General features: G+C 44.7%; 17 protein-coding genes. All 17 read right to left on the bottom strand.

Going from position 1 to position 15,767, the window contains the following annotated elements; genetic code table 11:
• Nucleotides 1-104: 104 nt before the first annotated feature.
• Nucleotides 105-1,268: an ABC transporter substrate-binding protein gene (locus QLQ22_RS10165; RefSeq protein ID WP_284016784.1), complete on the bottom strand. Its 1,164-nt coding sequence runs from the start codon at nt 1,266-1,268 to the stop codon at nt 105-107.
• Between the two features lie 68 nt (nt 1,269-1,336).
• Nucleotides 1,337-2,044, bottom strand: coding sequence for an ABC transporter ATP-binding protein (locus QLQ22_RS10160; protein WP_252208587.1), 708 nt, complete (start codon nt 2,042-2,044; stop codon nt 1,337-1,339).
• A complete protein-coding gene (locus QLQ22_RS10155; RefSeq protein ID WP_284016568.1) occupies nt 2,022-2,801 on the bottom strand; it encodes an ABC transporter ATP-binding protein in 780 nt (259 codons plus the stop codon). The genes QLQ22_RS10160 and QLQ22_RS10155 overlap by 23 nt, the downstream gene beginning before the upstream one ends.
• Nucleotides 2,801-3,781 carry a branched-chain amino acid ABC transporter permease gene (locus tag QLQ22_RS10150; RefSeq protein ID WP_252208583.1) on the bottom strand — a complete coding sequence of 327 codons (981 nt, stop codon included), beginning with the start codon at nt 3,779-3,781 and terminating at the stop codon, nt 2,801-2,803. The genes QLQ22_RS10155 and QLQ22_RS10150 overlap by 1 nt, the downstream gene beginning before the upstream one ends.
• Nucleotides 3,778-4,644: a branched-chain amino acid ABC transporter permease gene (locus QLQ22_RS10145; protein WP_223441937.1), complete on the bottom strand. Its 867-nt coding sequence runs from the start codon at nt 4,642-4,644 to the stop codon at nt 3,778-3,780. The genes QLQ22_RS10150 and QLQ22_RS10145 overlap by 4 nt, the downstream gene beginning before the upstream one ends.
• Nucleotides 4,645-4,942: 298 nt before the next feature.
• A complete protein-coding gene (locus tag QLQ22_RS10140) occupies nt 4,943-5,926 on the bottom strand; it encodes a quinone oxidoreductase family protein (RefSeq protein WP_284016567.1) in 984 nt (327 codons plus the stop codon).
• 5 nt (nt 5,927-5,931) lie between these two features.
• Nucleotides 5,932-6,705, bottom strand: coding sequence for an enoyl-CoA hydratase/isomerase family protein (locus QLQ22_RS10135; protein WP_284016566.1), 774 nt, complete (start codon nt 6,703-6,705; stop codon nt 5,932-5,934).
• 19 nt (nt 6,706-6,724) lie between these two features.
• Nucleotides 6,725-7,489 (bottom strand): SDR family NAD(P)-dependent oxidoreductase, encoded by a 765-nt coding sequence (locus QLQ22_RS10130; protein WP_223441932.1) that lies wholly within the window; start codon nt 7,487-7,489, stop codon nt 6,725-6,727.
• A 14-nt stretch (nt 7,490-7,503) separates the two neighbouring features.
• A complete protein-coding gene (locus tag QLQ22_RS10125) occupies nt 7,504-8,247 on the bottom strand; it encodes a 2-phosphosulfolactate phosphatase (RefSeq protein ID WP_284016565.1) in 744 nt (247 codons plus the stop codon).
• 2 nt (nt 8,248-8,249) lie between these two features.
• Nucleotides 8,250-9,305, bottom strand: coding sequence for a phosphotransferase family protein (locus tag QLQ22_RS10120; RefSeq protein ID WP_284016564.1), 1,056 nt, complete (start codon nt 9,303-9,305; stop codon nt 8,250-8,252).
• Between the two features lie 25 nt (nt 9,306-9,330).
• Nucleotides 9,331-9,738 (bottom strand): acyl-CoA thioesterase, encoded by a 408-nt coding sequence (locus tag QLQ22_RS10115; RefSeq protein WP_284016563.1) that lies wholly within the window; start codon nt 9,736-9,738, stop codon nt 9,331-9,333.
• A 15-nt stretch (nt 9,739-9,753) separates the two neighbouring features.
• Nucleotides 9,754-10,536: an enoyl-CoA hydratase gene (locus QLQ22_RS10110; RefSeq protein ID WP_284016562.1), complete on the bottom strand. Its 783-nt coding sequence runs from the start codon at nt 10,534-10,536 to the stop codon at nt 9,754-9,756.
• Complete coding sequence (locus QLQ22_RS10105) at nt 10,533-11,417, bottom strand: 3-hydroxyacyl-CoA dehydrogenase family protein (RefSeq protein ID WP_284016561.1); 885 nt, start codon at nt 11,415-11,417, stop codon at nt 10,533-10,535. The genes QLQ22_RS10110 and QLQ22_RS10105 overlap by 4 nt, the downstream gene beginning before the upstream one ends.
• Nucleotides 11,418-11,493: 76 nt before the next feature.
• Entirely contained in the window at nt 11,494-12,057 is a 564-nt protein-coding gene (locus QLQ22_RS10100; protein WP_284016560.1) for a TetR/AcrR family transcriptional regulator, read from the bottom strand.
• Nucleotides 12,058-12,140: 83 nt separating this feature from the next.
• The gene (locus tag QLQ22_RS10095) at nt 12,141-13,751 is read right to left on the bottom strand and encodes a long-chain-fatty-acid--CoA ligase (RefSeq protein ID WP_423246256.1); all 1,611 of its coding nucleotides are present in this window, start codon (nt 13,749-13,751) and stop codon (nt 12,141-12,143) included.
• A 77-nt stretch (nt 13,752-13,828) separates the two neighbouring features.
• Nucleotides 13,829-14,581, bottom strand: a complete 753-nt coding sequence (locus QLQ22_RS10090) for an SDR family NAD(P)-dependent oxidoreductase (RefSeq protein ID WP_284016559.1) — start codon at nt 14,579-14,581, stop codon at nt 13,829-13,831.
• Nucleotides 14,581-15,756 (bottom strand): thiolase family protein, encoded by a 1,176-nt coding sequence (locus tag QLQ22_RS10085; RefSeq protein WP_284016558.1) that lies wholly within the window; start codon nt 15,754-15,756, stop codon nt 14,581-14,583. The genes QLQ22_RS10090 and QLQ22_RS10085 overlap by 1 nt, the downstream gene beginning before the upstream one ends.
• Between the last annotated feature and the right edge of the window lie 11 nt (nt 15,757-15,767).

The raw sequence follows: 15,767 nt of genomic DNA, 5'->3' as shown, positions 1-15,767 counted from the left end.
TAACTTTTCTGATAAATACCTTTTTCTAATTAAAATATTTTCGAAAATTCTGATCGCGGTAATGAAATAGAGTTTCCCGAAAGATAACCGGGAAACTCCAGCTATTATTTTTTGATATTGACAAGCTTTCCATCTTCTACGGCATAAATAGAAGTTTTCCAGTCAAATCCATTGTTTTCAATGCCTGTTAAATGCCAGACCATCTGCTCGCCTTCTAGGTTTTTAATTCCTTCTTCCATGTTTTCCATGATTTTAGCCGGATCTGAGACTGTTCCTGCAGCCTGCATGGCTTTTACAGCTGCATGCAGAGCCTGATAGTTAAACGCACTCTCTGCAGTAGGAATCCCGTCACTCACTTCTGCATATTTATCAACAAATGCCTGTCCGCCAGATGCGTCACTTTCTTTAATTGGAAGCGTCCCAATCGCACCTTCCAGCATCTCATATCCGCCTAACACCGGCTCCATTTCTTCAAATTTCGCCTGATCCATCACCATAATTCCCCCTTTAAAACCAAGCTCTCTTGCCTGCTTGATTAGAAGAGCCGTTGGCTGAGATGGCCCGCCGACAAATAGAACGTCTGGCTTTTCTTTTAAGGCATTTGTCATGATTGTGAAGAAGTCTGTTTCTTTGCTGAAATCGACTGAGCCGTCAAACACGATTTCCCCGCCTTTTTTTTCCCAAACAGGCTTAATGGTATCGGTCCAATCTTTTCCGTATTGAGTAGCTGTGGGTATTAAAGCAAGCTTCTTCCCAAAACGCTCCATTTGATAGTCTGCAAACGGCTCTGGATAGGCATCATAAGCCGGAGGAATGCTCAAGGTCAGCTTATTTCCCTGTTCCTGAATTTTAGGCTCACTCGTATAGGCGCCGATAATGAAATTTTCCTGTTCATTAAATACTTGTGTTGCGAAAACCCCTCCGCTGTGCGGAACGAAAACGATTGGAGTCTTGTTTTCCTGCACAAGTCTCCGTGCGTTTGTACCTGTTTCATTCGGGAGATATTTGTCATCAAGGGAAACTATTTTTACTTTGTATTTTTTCCCGTCTACTTCAAAACCATCTTGATTAATTTCATCTGCAGCCATCGTTAAACCTCTTAATGTATTTTCCCCGTAAAACGCCGCAGGGCCTGAAAGAGGACCGCTAAAACCGATATTGACTGTTCCGTCTTTTGAACCTGATTCTCCCGAAGCAGTTGACGATTCACTTGAATTGCAGGCTGTGAGTCCGAATAAAGAAATAGACAATCCAAGAACAAGACCCATTTTTTTCAGCGATATCACATTGATTCCCCCTATTTTTTTGTTTGCCTTCTTCAGACTGAAGGCTATGATCATGCGCCTATGTAAGCACGCTTAATCTCTTCGTTATCAAACAGTTCATCTCTTGAGCCTTCCATTACAAGCTGTCCGCTTTCCATGACATATCCTCTTGAAGAGATGGAGAGAGCCGCATGCGCATTTTGTTCCGCAAGCATTATGGTGGTGCCGTTTTTATGGATTTCCTCTATGACTTTGAACATTTGGTCAACGATAAGCGGTGCAAGTCCAAGCGATGGTTCATCAAGAAGAAGGATTTTCGGATGGGACATGAGTGCCCGTCCGATCGCAAGCATCTGCTGCTGTCCCCCGCTTAAAGAGCCTGCTGCATCTTTTCTTTTGTCAAACAAAATCGGGAAGAGTGCATAAATTTCATCCAGCCGCTGTTTGACCATCTCTCTTTCCTTGCGGTGACTGTAGCTTCCCATTTTTAAGTTTTCATAAACGGACATTTCAGGAAACAGCTTTCTTCCCTCCGCACACTGGACGATTCCGGATCTGACCAGCTTATGGGGAGGTTTGTTCTGGATTTCTGCTTCATCAAATATGATTTGTCCTCCTGAAACTTTATTCAGTCCTGAGATTGTATTGAATAAAGTGCTTTTCCCTGCTCCATTTGCACCAAGGATCGTGACCAGCTCGCCTTGTCCAATCTCCATTGAAACATTTTTAAGCGCCTGATAGCGGCCGTAATAAACATCAATATGTTGCAGCTTCAGCATAGGCATGTCCTCCTAAATAGGCTTCAATGACATTAGGATCCGACTGAATATCCCGCGGCAGACCCTCAGCAATTTTTTTTCCGTGATTCAGGACCATGACTTTATCAGCGAGACTCATGACCATCTTCATCTTGTGTTCGATGAAACAGACGGTATAGCCGTGGTTTTTCAGCTTAAGAATGAGTTCTGACAATCCATCCGTCTCATCAGGGTTCACACCTGCTGCCGGCTCATCCAGCAGCACGATCTTCGGTTCAGTGGCAAGCGCCAGAGCAATGGCAACCCTCTTTTGCGATTCTTGGGTAATAGAGGATGCTACCTCTCCCGCCAAATGTTCAATTCCGCAGAAAGAAAGAGCTTCCATCGCTTTGTCATAACACGCTTTTTGTTCTGATTTCTCTCTCCTGCTGTTAAAAATGCCATCGAACAGATGCGCTTTCGTCCGGAGGCGGTAGCCGATCAAAACGTTATCAATAACCGTTGAATCTGAAAATAAATTCGTCATTTGAAACGTTCTGCCGATTCCAAGCTTCGCCATTTTTGCGGGTTTGGCTCTGGTCACATCTTTTCCTTCAAAATGAATGCTTCCTGACGTAGGGGAATGAAAGCCGCTGATCAAGTTCAGAAATGTGGATTTCCCTGCGCCATTTGGACCGATAATGGCGGTAATCTTACCTTGTTCAATCGCAAGATCAACGTGATTCACTGCCGTTAGACCGCCAAAGGATTTAGTCAATTGATTAATCTCGATCAGCATCAGCCTGCCTCCTTCACTTTCTCTTTTACCTGTGCTGTCCTGCGGTTATAAAGATGCGCTTTTACAGAATAATAACTGCCGACCAGCCCTTTAGGATAGAAAAGCATGATCAGCACAACAATCGGCCCAAAAATCAGCATTCTGTACTCTTCTAAAAATTGAAGAGATTGTGTGACAGAAACAATTAAAAATGTGCCCAGAATCGGCCCCGTCATTGTTCCGATCCCTCCGACAAGCAAATACATCAGCATTTCAAACGTCACCGTGATCGCTGAAATGTCCGGGCCGAGAAAACGGATAAAACCTGCATAAAGAACACCGGCAAGCCCTGCAAAAAAGGCAGACAGCACAAATGACAGCAGCTGATTTTTCATAATATTGATTCCGATTGTTTTTGAAAGATCTTCACTCCCGCGAATCGCTTGAAGTGTTCTTCCAAAAAGAGAATCTTTTATTCTTTTAACAACAAAGATAGTTCCAAGCAGGAAAAACAGAATGAAGTAATATTGAGATTCAATTGTTTCAAACGTGATCGGTCCGATTGGAGACGGAACAGGAATACCGATCAGACCTCTGACTCCCCCTGTCACCTCATCCCATTTATCAATGGTCAAATAAATAATGAAACCGACACACATCGTATAAATTGCAAAAAAGTGATGTCTTGTTCTAAGCGCAATCAAACCAATTAATAAGCTTAAAACTACTGTAACGGCCAGAGCAGCAAGAAAAGCCAGCCAGAAATTTATTTGAAAGGTCGACGTCAATATGCCGAGAGTATATGCCCCGCATGCAAAAAAACCGGCGTGTGCAAGTGAAAGCTGCCCTGTAAATCCAGAGATGATATTTAATCCGTAAACCGCTATCGACCAAATCATAACGAGAATGATAATTTGCTTGTGATAGTGATTTTGAGACATCAGCGGGAACAAGACAGTAATCAGCAGGATACCCAGCAGCACAAGTCTTTGAATCTTCATGTGCGCACCCCCTTTGAAAATAATCCTGTTGGCTTAATCGTTAAAATCGCCACTAAGAGCAGAAAGGCTATCATATCTTTATAATCATTTGATAAATAAGTAGCGCCAAGGCTTTCCGTTAATCCAAGAAGAAAGCCTCCGACAATTGCCCCTGGAATACTTCCCATGCCTCCGATGATAATAATGACAAAGGCTTTCATAATAACCAGACTTCCCATCGTTGGAAAGACAAGATTAATAGGGGAAGCAAGCGTCGCTGCTGCAGAAGCAAGACCCGCTGCAATGGCGAATGTAAGCATGGCGACCATGTTTGCATTTATACCTACTAAAAACGCCCCTTCTCTATTTTGCGACATGGCCACAATCGAAGCGCCAGTCATTGTCTTTCTCAGGAAAAAATGGAGAGCAAGCATTAATAGAATTGAAGATACAACAATCAAGATTCGCTGCTGGGTCAGGGTCAACCCGAAAATTTCCACAACTCCTGAAAAAGGAGTTGGCATTTGTTTATAATCTGTGCCCCAAATTAAATGAGCCAGTGCTTCGAAAAAGAGCATAAGTCCAATGGCGGCAACCATCACTCTCATCGGGTTCACGTTCCCTAAGAATTTGAACACAAACTGTTCGCATAGAATCCCTAAAACAGCCACAATGAGGATCGACAATAACATGGCTATCCAATAATTAATGCCATATTGGGTCATAAACAGAAGGCTTACATAGGCTCCGATCGTGTAAAAGGATCCGTGAGCAAAATTAGGGATGTGGAGAATGCCAAAAACGAGCGTCAAACCTAAGGCAACCAAACTGTAAACGCTTCCAATTGTAATACCGTTAAATAATTGCTGAAGTAATAGTTCCATTGCGGGCCCCCTTACTTTTTTTGTATCTGAAAATGACCAATAAGTTGAATAGATACGTTCATATGTGTCCATATTAATGAAGTCTGTATGAATAAGAAGTGTTTTTTTCAGCATATAGGCGGATTAAGTAGAAGGATTTGCAGAATGCAATGGAAAAAAATGAGGCCTGTTTCATACCCGAACGGGCCCCATTTTATTTAGAAAAAATGACTGAGTTTTGCTCAATGATGGCAAGGGAAAGCGAACAAATTCTTTTATCTGCCCTTCCGGGGAAAACAGCCGATTTCGCTTTTCTTATTTAAGGAACTAAGATAAGTTTCCCTTTTGTTTGTCTTCCCTGCAGCATCTGATGGACTTCCTTCGCACTTTCCAAAGGATAGACCCCGCCGATTGTCAGCTTTAATTCTCCATTTTGAAGGTAACCAAGCAGGTCTGACAGGCTTTGTAAATATAACTCTTTCTTTCTCATGATCTGCGGAAGGAAAAATCCGATAACTGACAGATTTTGTGCCATGAGTGATGATGGGTAAAGCTTCGACTGTTCACCGCTCGCCACTCCATAGATAACAAGACGGCCAAATGGCGCCATACAGGATAATGTCTTACGGAACACATCGCCTCCAGCCATTTCGAGTGCTACATCCACCCCTTTGCCTCCTGTCAGCTGAAGAACTTCCTTTTCCCAGCCTTCTTGGGTATAATCGACCGCTTCGTCTGCACCCATTTCAATAGCAAGGCTTCTTTTTTCCGGGGTGCTCGCGGTTGCAATGACAATAGATGCTCCAAACAGCTTTGCAAGCTGAACGGCGATTGTCCCTACGCCGCCTGCAGCTGCATGAATCAGGACAGTTTCTCCCGGTTCGATTCGCCCCATGGTTTTTAAAATGTGATACGCACTGAGCCCTTGAAGAGGAAGTGACACCGCTTGTTTGACATCCACACCGTCTGGAACAGGAATTAATCCTCTCTCCTCAGCTACTGTGAATTCCGCATAGCCGGTTGCGCGGCTGGAACCAAGAAGTGTGACGACTTTATCTCCTTTTTTAAAGCGGGTGACCTCACTGCCGATTGCCTCAACTGTTCCCGCAACCTCTGCACCCGGAACAAACGGGAGAGGTGTATCAATGACATATTGTCCTTCTCTTCTAGCTGTATCTGCATAGTTAACGCCAATTGCTTCTATTTTGATTAAAACTTCGTTTGCTGCAGGCTCCGGAACTTCCATTTCAACTACTTTCAGAACCTCTGGACCGCCGTATTCTTCTAATTGAATCGCTCTCATTATCATCACTTCCCCTGAAAGATTGGCTTGCGTTTTTCTTTAAATGCATGAATGCCTTCCTGATGATCTTCTGTTGAAATCATCAGTGTCTGGGCAATCCGTTCCTGCTCCAATATTTCTTCAAGTGTACTGACAGCAGAAGCATTGATGATTTTTTTCATCATGCCATACGCTTTTACAGGTCCCTGCGAAAGCTTATGGGCATACGAAACAGCTTCATCCTTCAGCTGTTCTAATGGAACCACTTTGTTGACAATTCCATATTCCTCTGCCTGCGCTGCAGTAATTGGTTCAGCATTAAAGAACAATTGCTTCGCTTTATAAGGGCCGATGATGCGAGGAAGAAAATATAACCCTCCGCCATCAGAGATCAGACCTACCTGTGAAAAACTCATCACAAACTTGCTGTCTTCTGCTGCAAGAATTTGGTCGCATGCAAGAGCAAGATTAAATGCTGCACCAGCAGCAAATCCGTGTACAGCTGCAATAATCGGCTTATCAAGGTCTTTGAACGCCTTGATGCATTCATTCAAGCGTCCGATGTGGTCGTATACCTGCTGGCCATTAGCCTCACCCATCGTTTTCACGTCTCCGCCGGCACTGAATGATCTGCCTGAACCGCTTAGGACAACAGCCCTTATGCTGTCATCCGCTTTTGCTTGGTGCAGCTCAGTTGTTAATGCTAAAATCATGTCTGCGCTGAATGCATTCAGCCTTTCAGGACGGTTCAATGTTAAAAACAGTACATTCCCGCTTTTTTCTACCAGTAAATCGCTCATCTTTTTTCTCCTCCTTGGTTTATGTAATCAGCCAGCCGCCGTCTGCAAGCAGATCGGAACCGGTCATATATGACGCTTCGTGTGAAGCGGCAAATGCAATAATGTTTGCAATTTCTTCTGGTTTTCCAACGCGCTTTAATGCGGTATTCCGCTTAATGGCTTCTGAGAATCTCTCGTTCTGAAGACCAGGTTCAGTAAGCGGAGTTTCAATAAAGCCCGGTGACACGGAATTGACTCTGATCCCGTTTGGGGCAAACTCATACGCTAAAGCTTTTGTGAAATTGATAACAGCTGCTTTAGCTGAGCTGTAATGAGGAATTTCGGCCCCTGCTTTATGTCCTGAAAGGGAAGCAACATTGACAATCGCTCTGTTCCCCCTCTGAACAGTGCTTCTCTCTGTCATATAGCCGCCCAGTGCTTTTGAGGCAAGGAAGACACTTTTTAAATTGACACTCTGAACAAAATCCCATTGTTCAACAGTTGTTTCCATGATTCTTGAATGTACGGAGCCGCCTGCATTGTTGACAAGAATATGCAGATCTCCAAACTCCTCTTTTACATATGCCAGCAGAGCGCTGATATCCTCTTCCTTCGTCACATCCGCAGAGAATGGGAAAGCCGCTGTTTCAGCAATGTTCAGCTGATTAGCCGCTGCTGTCAGCTTTTCCTCATTTCTGCCGACAAGAATGACTTTTGCTCCTTCTGCAATGAATCGTTTGGCCGTTTCAAACCCAATGCCGCTTCCGGCTCCAGTTACAACGGCCACTTGATGCTGAAATCTCATGCGCACCCATCCTTTCAATTGGAACTTACCTTTATCCGATTGAAATCAACCAGTTCATCCCCTATCAGTACTGGTACTGTGCTGAAACAATCTCGATTGCTGATAAAGGTGATTTCTTCTCTAAATCCATACTCTTCAAGCATCTTTCCTACTCTTGACTGGCCAAGAACCGTAGCTGGCTCCTGTATGCTGCCTTCGTAAAATAATTTTGCCGTCAAGGCAGAATCACTGAGGCTCCAGCCTTCCTGAGCTGTCAGCTGATGAATTAAATACCCTGCTCCATAGAAGTCTTCCAGGCTGAACTGGCCGGATGAACCAGAGCAAACGATGATGATTGTTTCATCTTCATGTGAAGCTGAAAGAGCATCAGCAATAGCTTTTGAGTTTAATAGAGAACAAGCATAGACTTTTTTTGCCGGGCTGCTTTTATGAACGGCAACTGTCCCGTTTGTTGTGGATAAAATAACCTTTTTTCCTGCTGCAGTGTCTTTTAGAGCGGAAGGATTCGGATCAAGAAATCCCTCGATTGTCCTGCCTTCGTATTCGCCAACCAGAATGTATTCATCCTTGTTCATCCCTGCTGCACGGTCCCTTGCCTGATCGCCGTCCAGCACCGGGATAACGGAAACGGCCCCGTGATGAAGGACAGTCGTAATGGTGGATGTTGCGAGCAGGACATCAAACACAACCGCTATTTTGTTATCCATTTTGACTTCATCAATTTCTTCTTTCCTTGTCACAACATGTATTTTCCCCATAGTCAGTCCTTCTGTGCCAGGCGCAGGGCATGCTGGATCAGAGTTTCTGTAAACGGACCAAACCGGGCAAAGCGCTGGTCATTTGTCTGCCCTTTTTTATACCGGTAGTAAATTTGCTGGCAAATGACAGCCAGCTTAAACGTGGCAAACGTCGTGTAATAATGAATATTTGTGACATCTCTTCCGCTTTTTCTCGCATAGCTTTCAATAAACTGCTTTCTTGAATAGAAGGTGCCATTTGTTGTGATTGATGGCTTGCCCATTCCTTTTTTCAGCGGTTCAGGATCCTCTTCCTCCATCCAGTAGCTCATGGCGGCCCCTAGATCTGCGAGGGGATCGCCAATCGTGGTCATCTCCCAGTCAAACAAACCTGTCATCTTTTTCAAGTCACTTGAAAACAAGGAATTATTCAGTTTGAAATCATAGTGAATGACAGTCGGTTCGGGTGATGACGGCAGCTTTTCTTCCAGCCAGTTTGTCAGCAGTTCCACTTCGGGAATGTCATCTGTTTTTGCCCTGTGATAGCGGCCAATCCAGCCGTGCACCTGGCGCTCCATAAATCCGTCAGGCTTGCTCAGCCTTTCAATCGCTGTTCCTTTATAGGGGACTTCATGAAGGCTGACCAGCGTATCCACCATCAGCTCGGACATTGAATGGCCAAGTTCTTGTGATGCCTCCATTCCTTCTGGAAGCTCTGTATCCACCAGAACACCGTGGCGTCTTTCCATGACGAAAAACGGACTGCCTGCAATGGACTCATCGCTGCTGAAAAAATAGGGCTTGGGTGCCAGTGGAAAAAGAGGATGCAAGTCTTTCAAAATGGTATACTCTCTTTCCATATCATGAGCTTTAGGGGCAACAGGACCAAGAGGCGGCCTCCTCAATACCCCTTCCCAATCCCCTATTTTCAAAGCGTACGTTAAATTTGAAGCGCCTGTGCCAAATTGATCAATTTGCAGAGAACCTAAGGGAATATCATGAATTTCCGTTCTTAAGCAGTTCTCAAGAACCTCTGCATGCAACTCTTCCCCTGTGCGGACTGGAATGATTTGAGACATCGAATCACCTCTTTAGTTTGAAGATTCAGATTTTTATTTCTGCAGCAATTCTCTTCAGCTGTTCTTTAAGATGCTCCGGCATGACTTCTGTGGCCTGCGTCTTAAAGTTAAATGTGACAATAACTGCCTCCCCTTCAGCGATCAGTCTTCCGGTCTCCTGCTCTGTTATTTCATGAAGAACGGTAAAGCTTTTTGAACCGATTTTCCGAACGGCGGTTTTAATGATCAAATGCTCGTTAAAATAAGCCTGACCGCGAAAATCGCATGTCGCTCTTGCAAGGATAAACGGCCAGTCTCCGGAAGACATGGAATAGCCCAATGCTTCGAAAAACTGAACGCGTGCATCTTCCAGATAAATAAAGTAACTCGTATTGTTCACATGTCCGAGCGCATCTGTTTCGCAAAACCTTACTCTCATCCGTGCTTCATGCATAGAGCCCACATCCCTTTATTTATGGCTGAAAGCAGGCTTTCTTTTTTCAATAAATGCCTGTACTCCCTCTTTGATATCTTCTGTCTGAAACACTTCTTCAAACAGCTCCGCTTCAAGGTCAAGCCCTTCATCAAGTGAGGTGCTCAGTCCCTGATCAACCGCTTTTTTAATCTTAGAAAGGGCAGGAAGTGAATGGCGAGTCATACGGCCTGCAAGTTCCAGCGCTTTTTGGAGCCCTTCCCCTTTAGGAACAACATAAGACACAAGCCCTATGTTTTTGGCTTCTGCTGCATCAATCGGATCGCCAGTAAACATCAGCTCTTTCGCTTTGGCATCTCCAACTGTGCGAGGAAGTCTTTGTGTGCCTCCTCCCCCCGGGAACAATCCAAGCTTAATTTCCGGAAGTCCGACCTGAGCATGTTCCTCAGCAATGCGGAGATCGCATGTTAAAGCGAGTTCACAGCCTCCGCCAAAGGTAAGCCCGTTCAAAACGGCAATTGTCGGCTTTGGAAACTGATCGATTTCATTTAAAAAAGCATGCCCCTCAAGAAAATCGGCTTTAATTCCTTTTCTGCCGATCAAATTAGGAAATTCTTTAATGTCCGCTCCGGCCATAAACGCCCTGTCTCCAGCCCCCGTCAGGATCACAGCAACGGTCTCATTGTCTTCTTTAAGAGCTGCAAAGGCTTCTTTCAGCTCCCGTGTGACCTGCTGGTTCATGACGTTAAGCGGAGGATTATCGATCGTTACGATGGCAACAGCACTCTTTTTTTCATATGAAACGGCACGCTCTGTCATTTTCTCACCTCTTCTTTTTGATATGTGTACCAGCCCTTTCCTGTTTTTCGGCCAAGGTTTCCTTCTCTTACCTTTTGTTCAATGCAGGCAAATGGTTTATCTGCAGGATCTCCCGACTCTGCGAACCTCTGCTGCATAACGTAATACCCTACATCTATGCCGGATAAGTCCATTAATTCAAACGGACCGATTGGATGGTTTAAAGCTTTGCGGCAAATAATGTCAATATCTTCATAGCTTGCATATCCCTCTTCATATAGGAAAACCGCTTCCCTTTGGAGTGCTCCTAAAATGCGATTGGCAATAAATCCTGAAATTTCTTTCTTCAATAGTACAGCAGTGCGGTTGATTGTTTTGCAGACTTCCATTGTTAAATCGGCCGTTTCACTTGAGGTCTGATCACTCATAACAACCTCTACACAATCCATGACAAGCGGTGGGAAAAAGAAATGCATGTTCACGACTTTGTCTTCCCGATTTGTCGCTGATGCGATCAGAGAATTGACAATCGTTGAGCTGTTAGAAGCCAAAATAGCATGAGGCTTCGCAAGCTGATCAAGCCTTGCAAAGAGTTCCCTCTTCACATCCAGCTTCTCTACTACAGCTTCAATAATAAAATCTGCATGACTTGCTGCCCGCTCAAGTGAAGATGTGAATTTCAATCTTGCAAAAGCAGCCTGTTTCGCTTCTTCTGTCAGCTTGGATTTTTTCACCCATTTATCCATGATGGAATGCAAGGTCGACTCGGCTTTTTCTAAAGCGGTTTCCTGAACATCCTGAAGGATGGTTTCAAAGCCGCCAAGCGCGCACAGCATAGCAATTTGATGTCCCATTTGCCCTGCTCCAATGACCGAAATTTGCTGAATGTCCTCTTTTTTCATGTTTATCCTCCCTTTATGACTACTAACCAGTCGGTATGTTTCAGACGAAGAAATTCCCGGTCACCCGAAAATCCCTTTAGATATTAAGTCCTTCAAGCACCATTTTGAGAAAAATTTGCGATACTTCACGATCAGATACGCGGCCGTTCGGATCAAACCAGAAGTAACTCCAGTTCGTCATGCCCAATATCCCGAATGTGACAATATCTGTCTGCAGATCTGAACGGAATTCTCCGGCAGCAATTCCCGCTTCAATAACCTGCTGAATCTTCACTCTGAAAAGATCTCTTTTGGCTACTACTTCCTCCATATCCTCTTCACTTAAATTTCTCATTTCCCTGAAGAAGACCTTCGCGCTTAATCCTTCTTTTTCGATGTCATGAATCAGCATATAAACAATTTCATGCAGTTTATCTTTGTACATTTTTTCATCATCCTGGATGATTTCTTCCTGTTTTCGGAGAAGATCGTCAATGTACTTTAAGTGAATCGCCATTAACAGCTCTGTTTTGCTTTTATAGTAATAATAAAAGGTGCCTTTAGTTACGCTCAGGCTGTCAACAATATCCTGTATAGATGTTTCTTTAAATCCTTTTTCTCCGAATAGCTGTATGCTTTGCTGTATGATTTTTTCTTTCATTATGCCTAATCCTCTCTTGCCTAGATTAAAGAGATTATACCATAAGCCCTATTAAGAGATTCATAGATTATTTGCTTTCAGATTTACCTTTTTACAACTTCTTCTCTGAGAGCCCTGCGCAATATTTTGCCGACGCTCGTTTTCGGCAGCTGATCCCGGAACTCGATGATGGCAGGCACTTTATAAGATGCCAATTGACTTCGGCAAAATGAAATGATTTCGTCTTCTGTTGCACTTTTCCCTGACTTTAATACAGCAAAGGCCTTAACCGTCTCCCCGCGGTAAGGATCCGGCACGCCTATGACAACTGCTTCCTGGATTGCTTCATGTTCGTATAAAACCTCTTCGATATCTCTCGGATAAACATTGTATCCGCTGGCAATGATCATATCCTTTTTGCGGTCGGCAATATATAAATATCCTTCCTTGTCCACCTTTGCAATATCACCGGTATAGAGCCAGCCGTCACGAATTGTATTTGCTGTTTCCTCAGGCATATTCCAGTAACCTTTCATCACCTGGGGGCCTTTTATTATCACTTCCCCGAGAGTCCCTGCAGGAACCTCTTCTTTTCCTGTTGCTACATCAACAATTTTATAAGCTGTTCCCGGAACACCGATTCCTACACTCCCCGGTTTCCGCTCTCCAAAAGGAGGATTGCAGTGCGTCGTCGGCGCCGCTTCGGATAAACCGTATCCTTCCAGTATCTTTGCTCCTGTTTTCCGTTCAAATTCATTTAACAGCTCTACCGGCATTGGTGCGCTGCCGCTATTGCAGATCCGGATGCTGCTGATTCCGTATTCTTCTGCCCTCGGGTGGTTCGTGATCGCCACATACATGGTCGGAACTCCCGGAAAAATAGTGGGCTGTTCACGTTTTATCGTCTGCATGACTTCTTCAAGGTCAAAACGGGGCAGCATGATCATCGAGTTGCCGCGAAGAACCGTTAAGTTCATGCAGGATGTCATCCCAAACACATGAAATAGCGGAATAACGGTTAAACAGCGCTCTGCCCCAGACTGCACTTCATTCTTAAAGAATTCATACGATTGATAAATGTTTGCCATTAAGTTGCGGTGTGTGAGCATTGCCCCTTTGGAGCGGCCCGTTGTTCCGCCTGTGTATTGAAGGACGGCAATATCATGCTCTGGCTCAATCTGCACAGGCAGCACTTCCCCTGTCCCCATGCCCAGAAACTGCTGAAACGTATGGTCATCTGCATCAGGCATGATTTCTTCATGGAGGCTCACTGTTATGACTTGCTTTAAGTTTGTACTTCTTTTAACCGCTTTTACTCTTGGATAAAGCGCATCAAAAACAACGATGGTTTCAGCCCCTGAATCATTGAGAATATAATCGAGCTCACGTTCGACAAGCATCGGGTTTACCTGAGTAATAATCGCACCTGCTTTTAATGCACCGTAGTAGGCGACAACATACTGCGGGCAATTCGGAAGCATAATCGCCACCCTGTCGCCTTTCCGAATTCCTTTTTTCTGAAGGGCAGATGCGAAGGCAATGATCATTCCGGCAGCTTGATGATAAGAAATAGATTTCCCGTAAAATGAAATGGCCTCTTTTTCACCATACTTATGTACGGTTTCCTCAAACATTTGCGGAATGGAGATGTAAGGTATGTCAAAATCATGATGAACGTGCCCTGGGTACGTTGCAAGCCATTTATCCAATTGCAGGTTCCTCCTTTATGGTTAGGCTCTTTTCTGAGAATTTGCTGTTTTTTTTAACTGCATTCACCAAAGAGGGCCAATGATTAAAAGGTAATCGTGCCGCCATCTACAAGCAGCGTGGCTGCCGTCACATAAGAAGCATCATCACTTGCCAGAAACAGGACGGCCTTGGCGATTTCATCAGGATGCCCGATTCTTGCAAGAGCATTCGATTTCGAATAGATCTCCCATCTTCTTTCATCTTTGCGCCATTCATCAATAATGGACGTATCAATCACTCCTGGTGCAATCGCGTTTACACGGATGTTTTCCTTTCCATAATCAAGAGCGGCGTTCTTTGTCAGAGCAATAACACCCGCTTTTGATGCATTATACGGACCCATCCGCTTTTTCCCTTTCATTCCAAGCACACTGGAAGTATTAATAATTGAGCCTCCGCCGCTCTGTATCATGAATGGAACGGCATGTTTGATCCCCAAGAAAACACCTTTAAGATTGATGTCCACGACCCGGTCCCATTCATCTGTATCCATTTCGCCAATTTTTACGCTCTGGTTCGATACACCTGCATTGTTAAAAAGAACATCAAGTGCGCCATATTCATTTACAGCTGTTTTCATTAATGCCTGGACATCATCAGAGTTTGTCACATCCGTTTTAACAAAAAGGCATGGCAGGTTTTTCTCTCTGATTTCATGAGCCGCTTTTTCTCCAGCTTCACTGTTGTAATCGCCGATCACTACTTTCGCTCCCTGATCTGCAAACAGCATCGCAGTTGCTTTGCCTATGCCGCCTGCTCCACCTGTAATGACAGCAACCTTTCCTGCAAGTCTCATTAATCAGTCTCTCTTTCTATGATTGTCGCAATTCCCTGACCGCCTCCAATGCACGCTGTGATAAGGGCATAGCGTCCCCCAGATCGCTTCAGCTCATAGATGGCCTTTGTCATCAAAATGGCACCTGTTGCCCCAAGAGGATGGCCGTGAGCAATCGCGCCCCCGTTTACGTTTAGCTTGCTGTGATCAAAATCCAGTTCCCGGTCGCATGCTAAGACCTGTGCCGCAAAGGCTTCATTCAGTTCGACGATGTCCATGTCTGCCAGTGATAAATTTGCTCTCTCAAGTACTTTTTTCACTGCTGGAACAGGACCGATTCCCATAATATTCGGGTCGACACCTGCAACTGCATACTGCTTTACTGTGCATAGCGGCGTCAAACCAAGTTCCAAAGCTTTTTCCCGGGACATGACAACAACTGCTGATGCAGCATCATTCAGTCCAGAACTGCTGCCGGCAGTAACAGTGCCGCCTTCTTTAAAAGCAGGACCCAATGCTTTTAAACCTTCGAGCGTTGTATTCGGACGGGGATGTTCATCTGCTTTGAAAAAGAAAGGGTCTCCTTTTCGCTGACGTATTTCTACAGGAACAATCTGCTCGTCAAATCTTCCTTCTGATACAGCTGCTGCCATTCTCTGCTGGCTGCGGAGAGCATATTCATCTTGTTCCGCGCGGCTGATCTCATATTTGGAAACCAGATTCTCAGCTGTAATTCCCATAGGAGGATTGCCGATTTCTTTTGGCGACAGCACAGCTGACTTAAATATCGGCGGTGCCGGACTGAATGGTTTTTTCGGTTTCTCCATTAAATAAGGAGCAAGAGACATGCTTTCCGTGCCGCCTGCAATATAAACGTCTCCGTCGCCCGCTTTGATCGCCTGCGCTGCAAGATTGACTGCATTGATGCCTGAGCCGCATTGACGGTCAACTGTCAGCCCCGGTATATCCAGTGATAGTCCTGTGGACAAGGCTGTTAATCTTGCAATATTCCCTCCGCCTGAGAGAACATTTCCAAAAATGACATCATCGATCATGTCTGCTGATACCTTTGCTCTGTTCATTGCCTCTTTTATAACTATGGCGCCAAATTCACTGGCTTCCATTGATGAAAGTGCACCGCCCTGTCTCCCAATTGGAGTTCTGACAGCAGCTACGATGACCGGATCACGATTCATATAACTTACCC

This window comes from Metabacillus hrfriensis (assembly GCF_030127205.1).
GTDB lineage: Bacteria > Bacillota > Bacilli > Bacillales > Bacillaceae > Bacillus_P > Bacillus_P dongyingensis.
The sequence above is the reverse complement of the archived record's forward strand: the minus strand, read 5'-3'. Positions and strand labels throughout refer to the sequence as shown.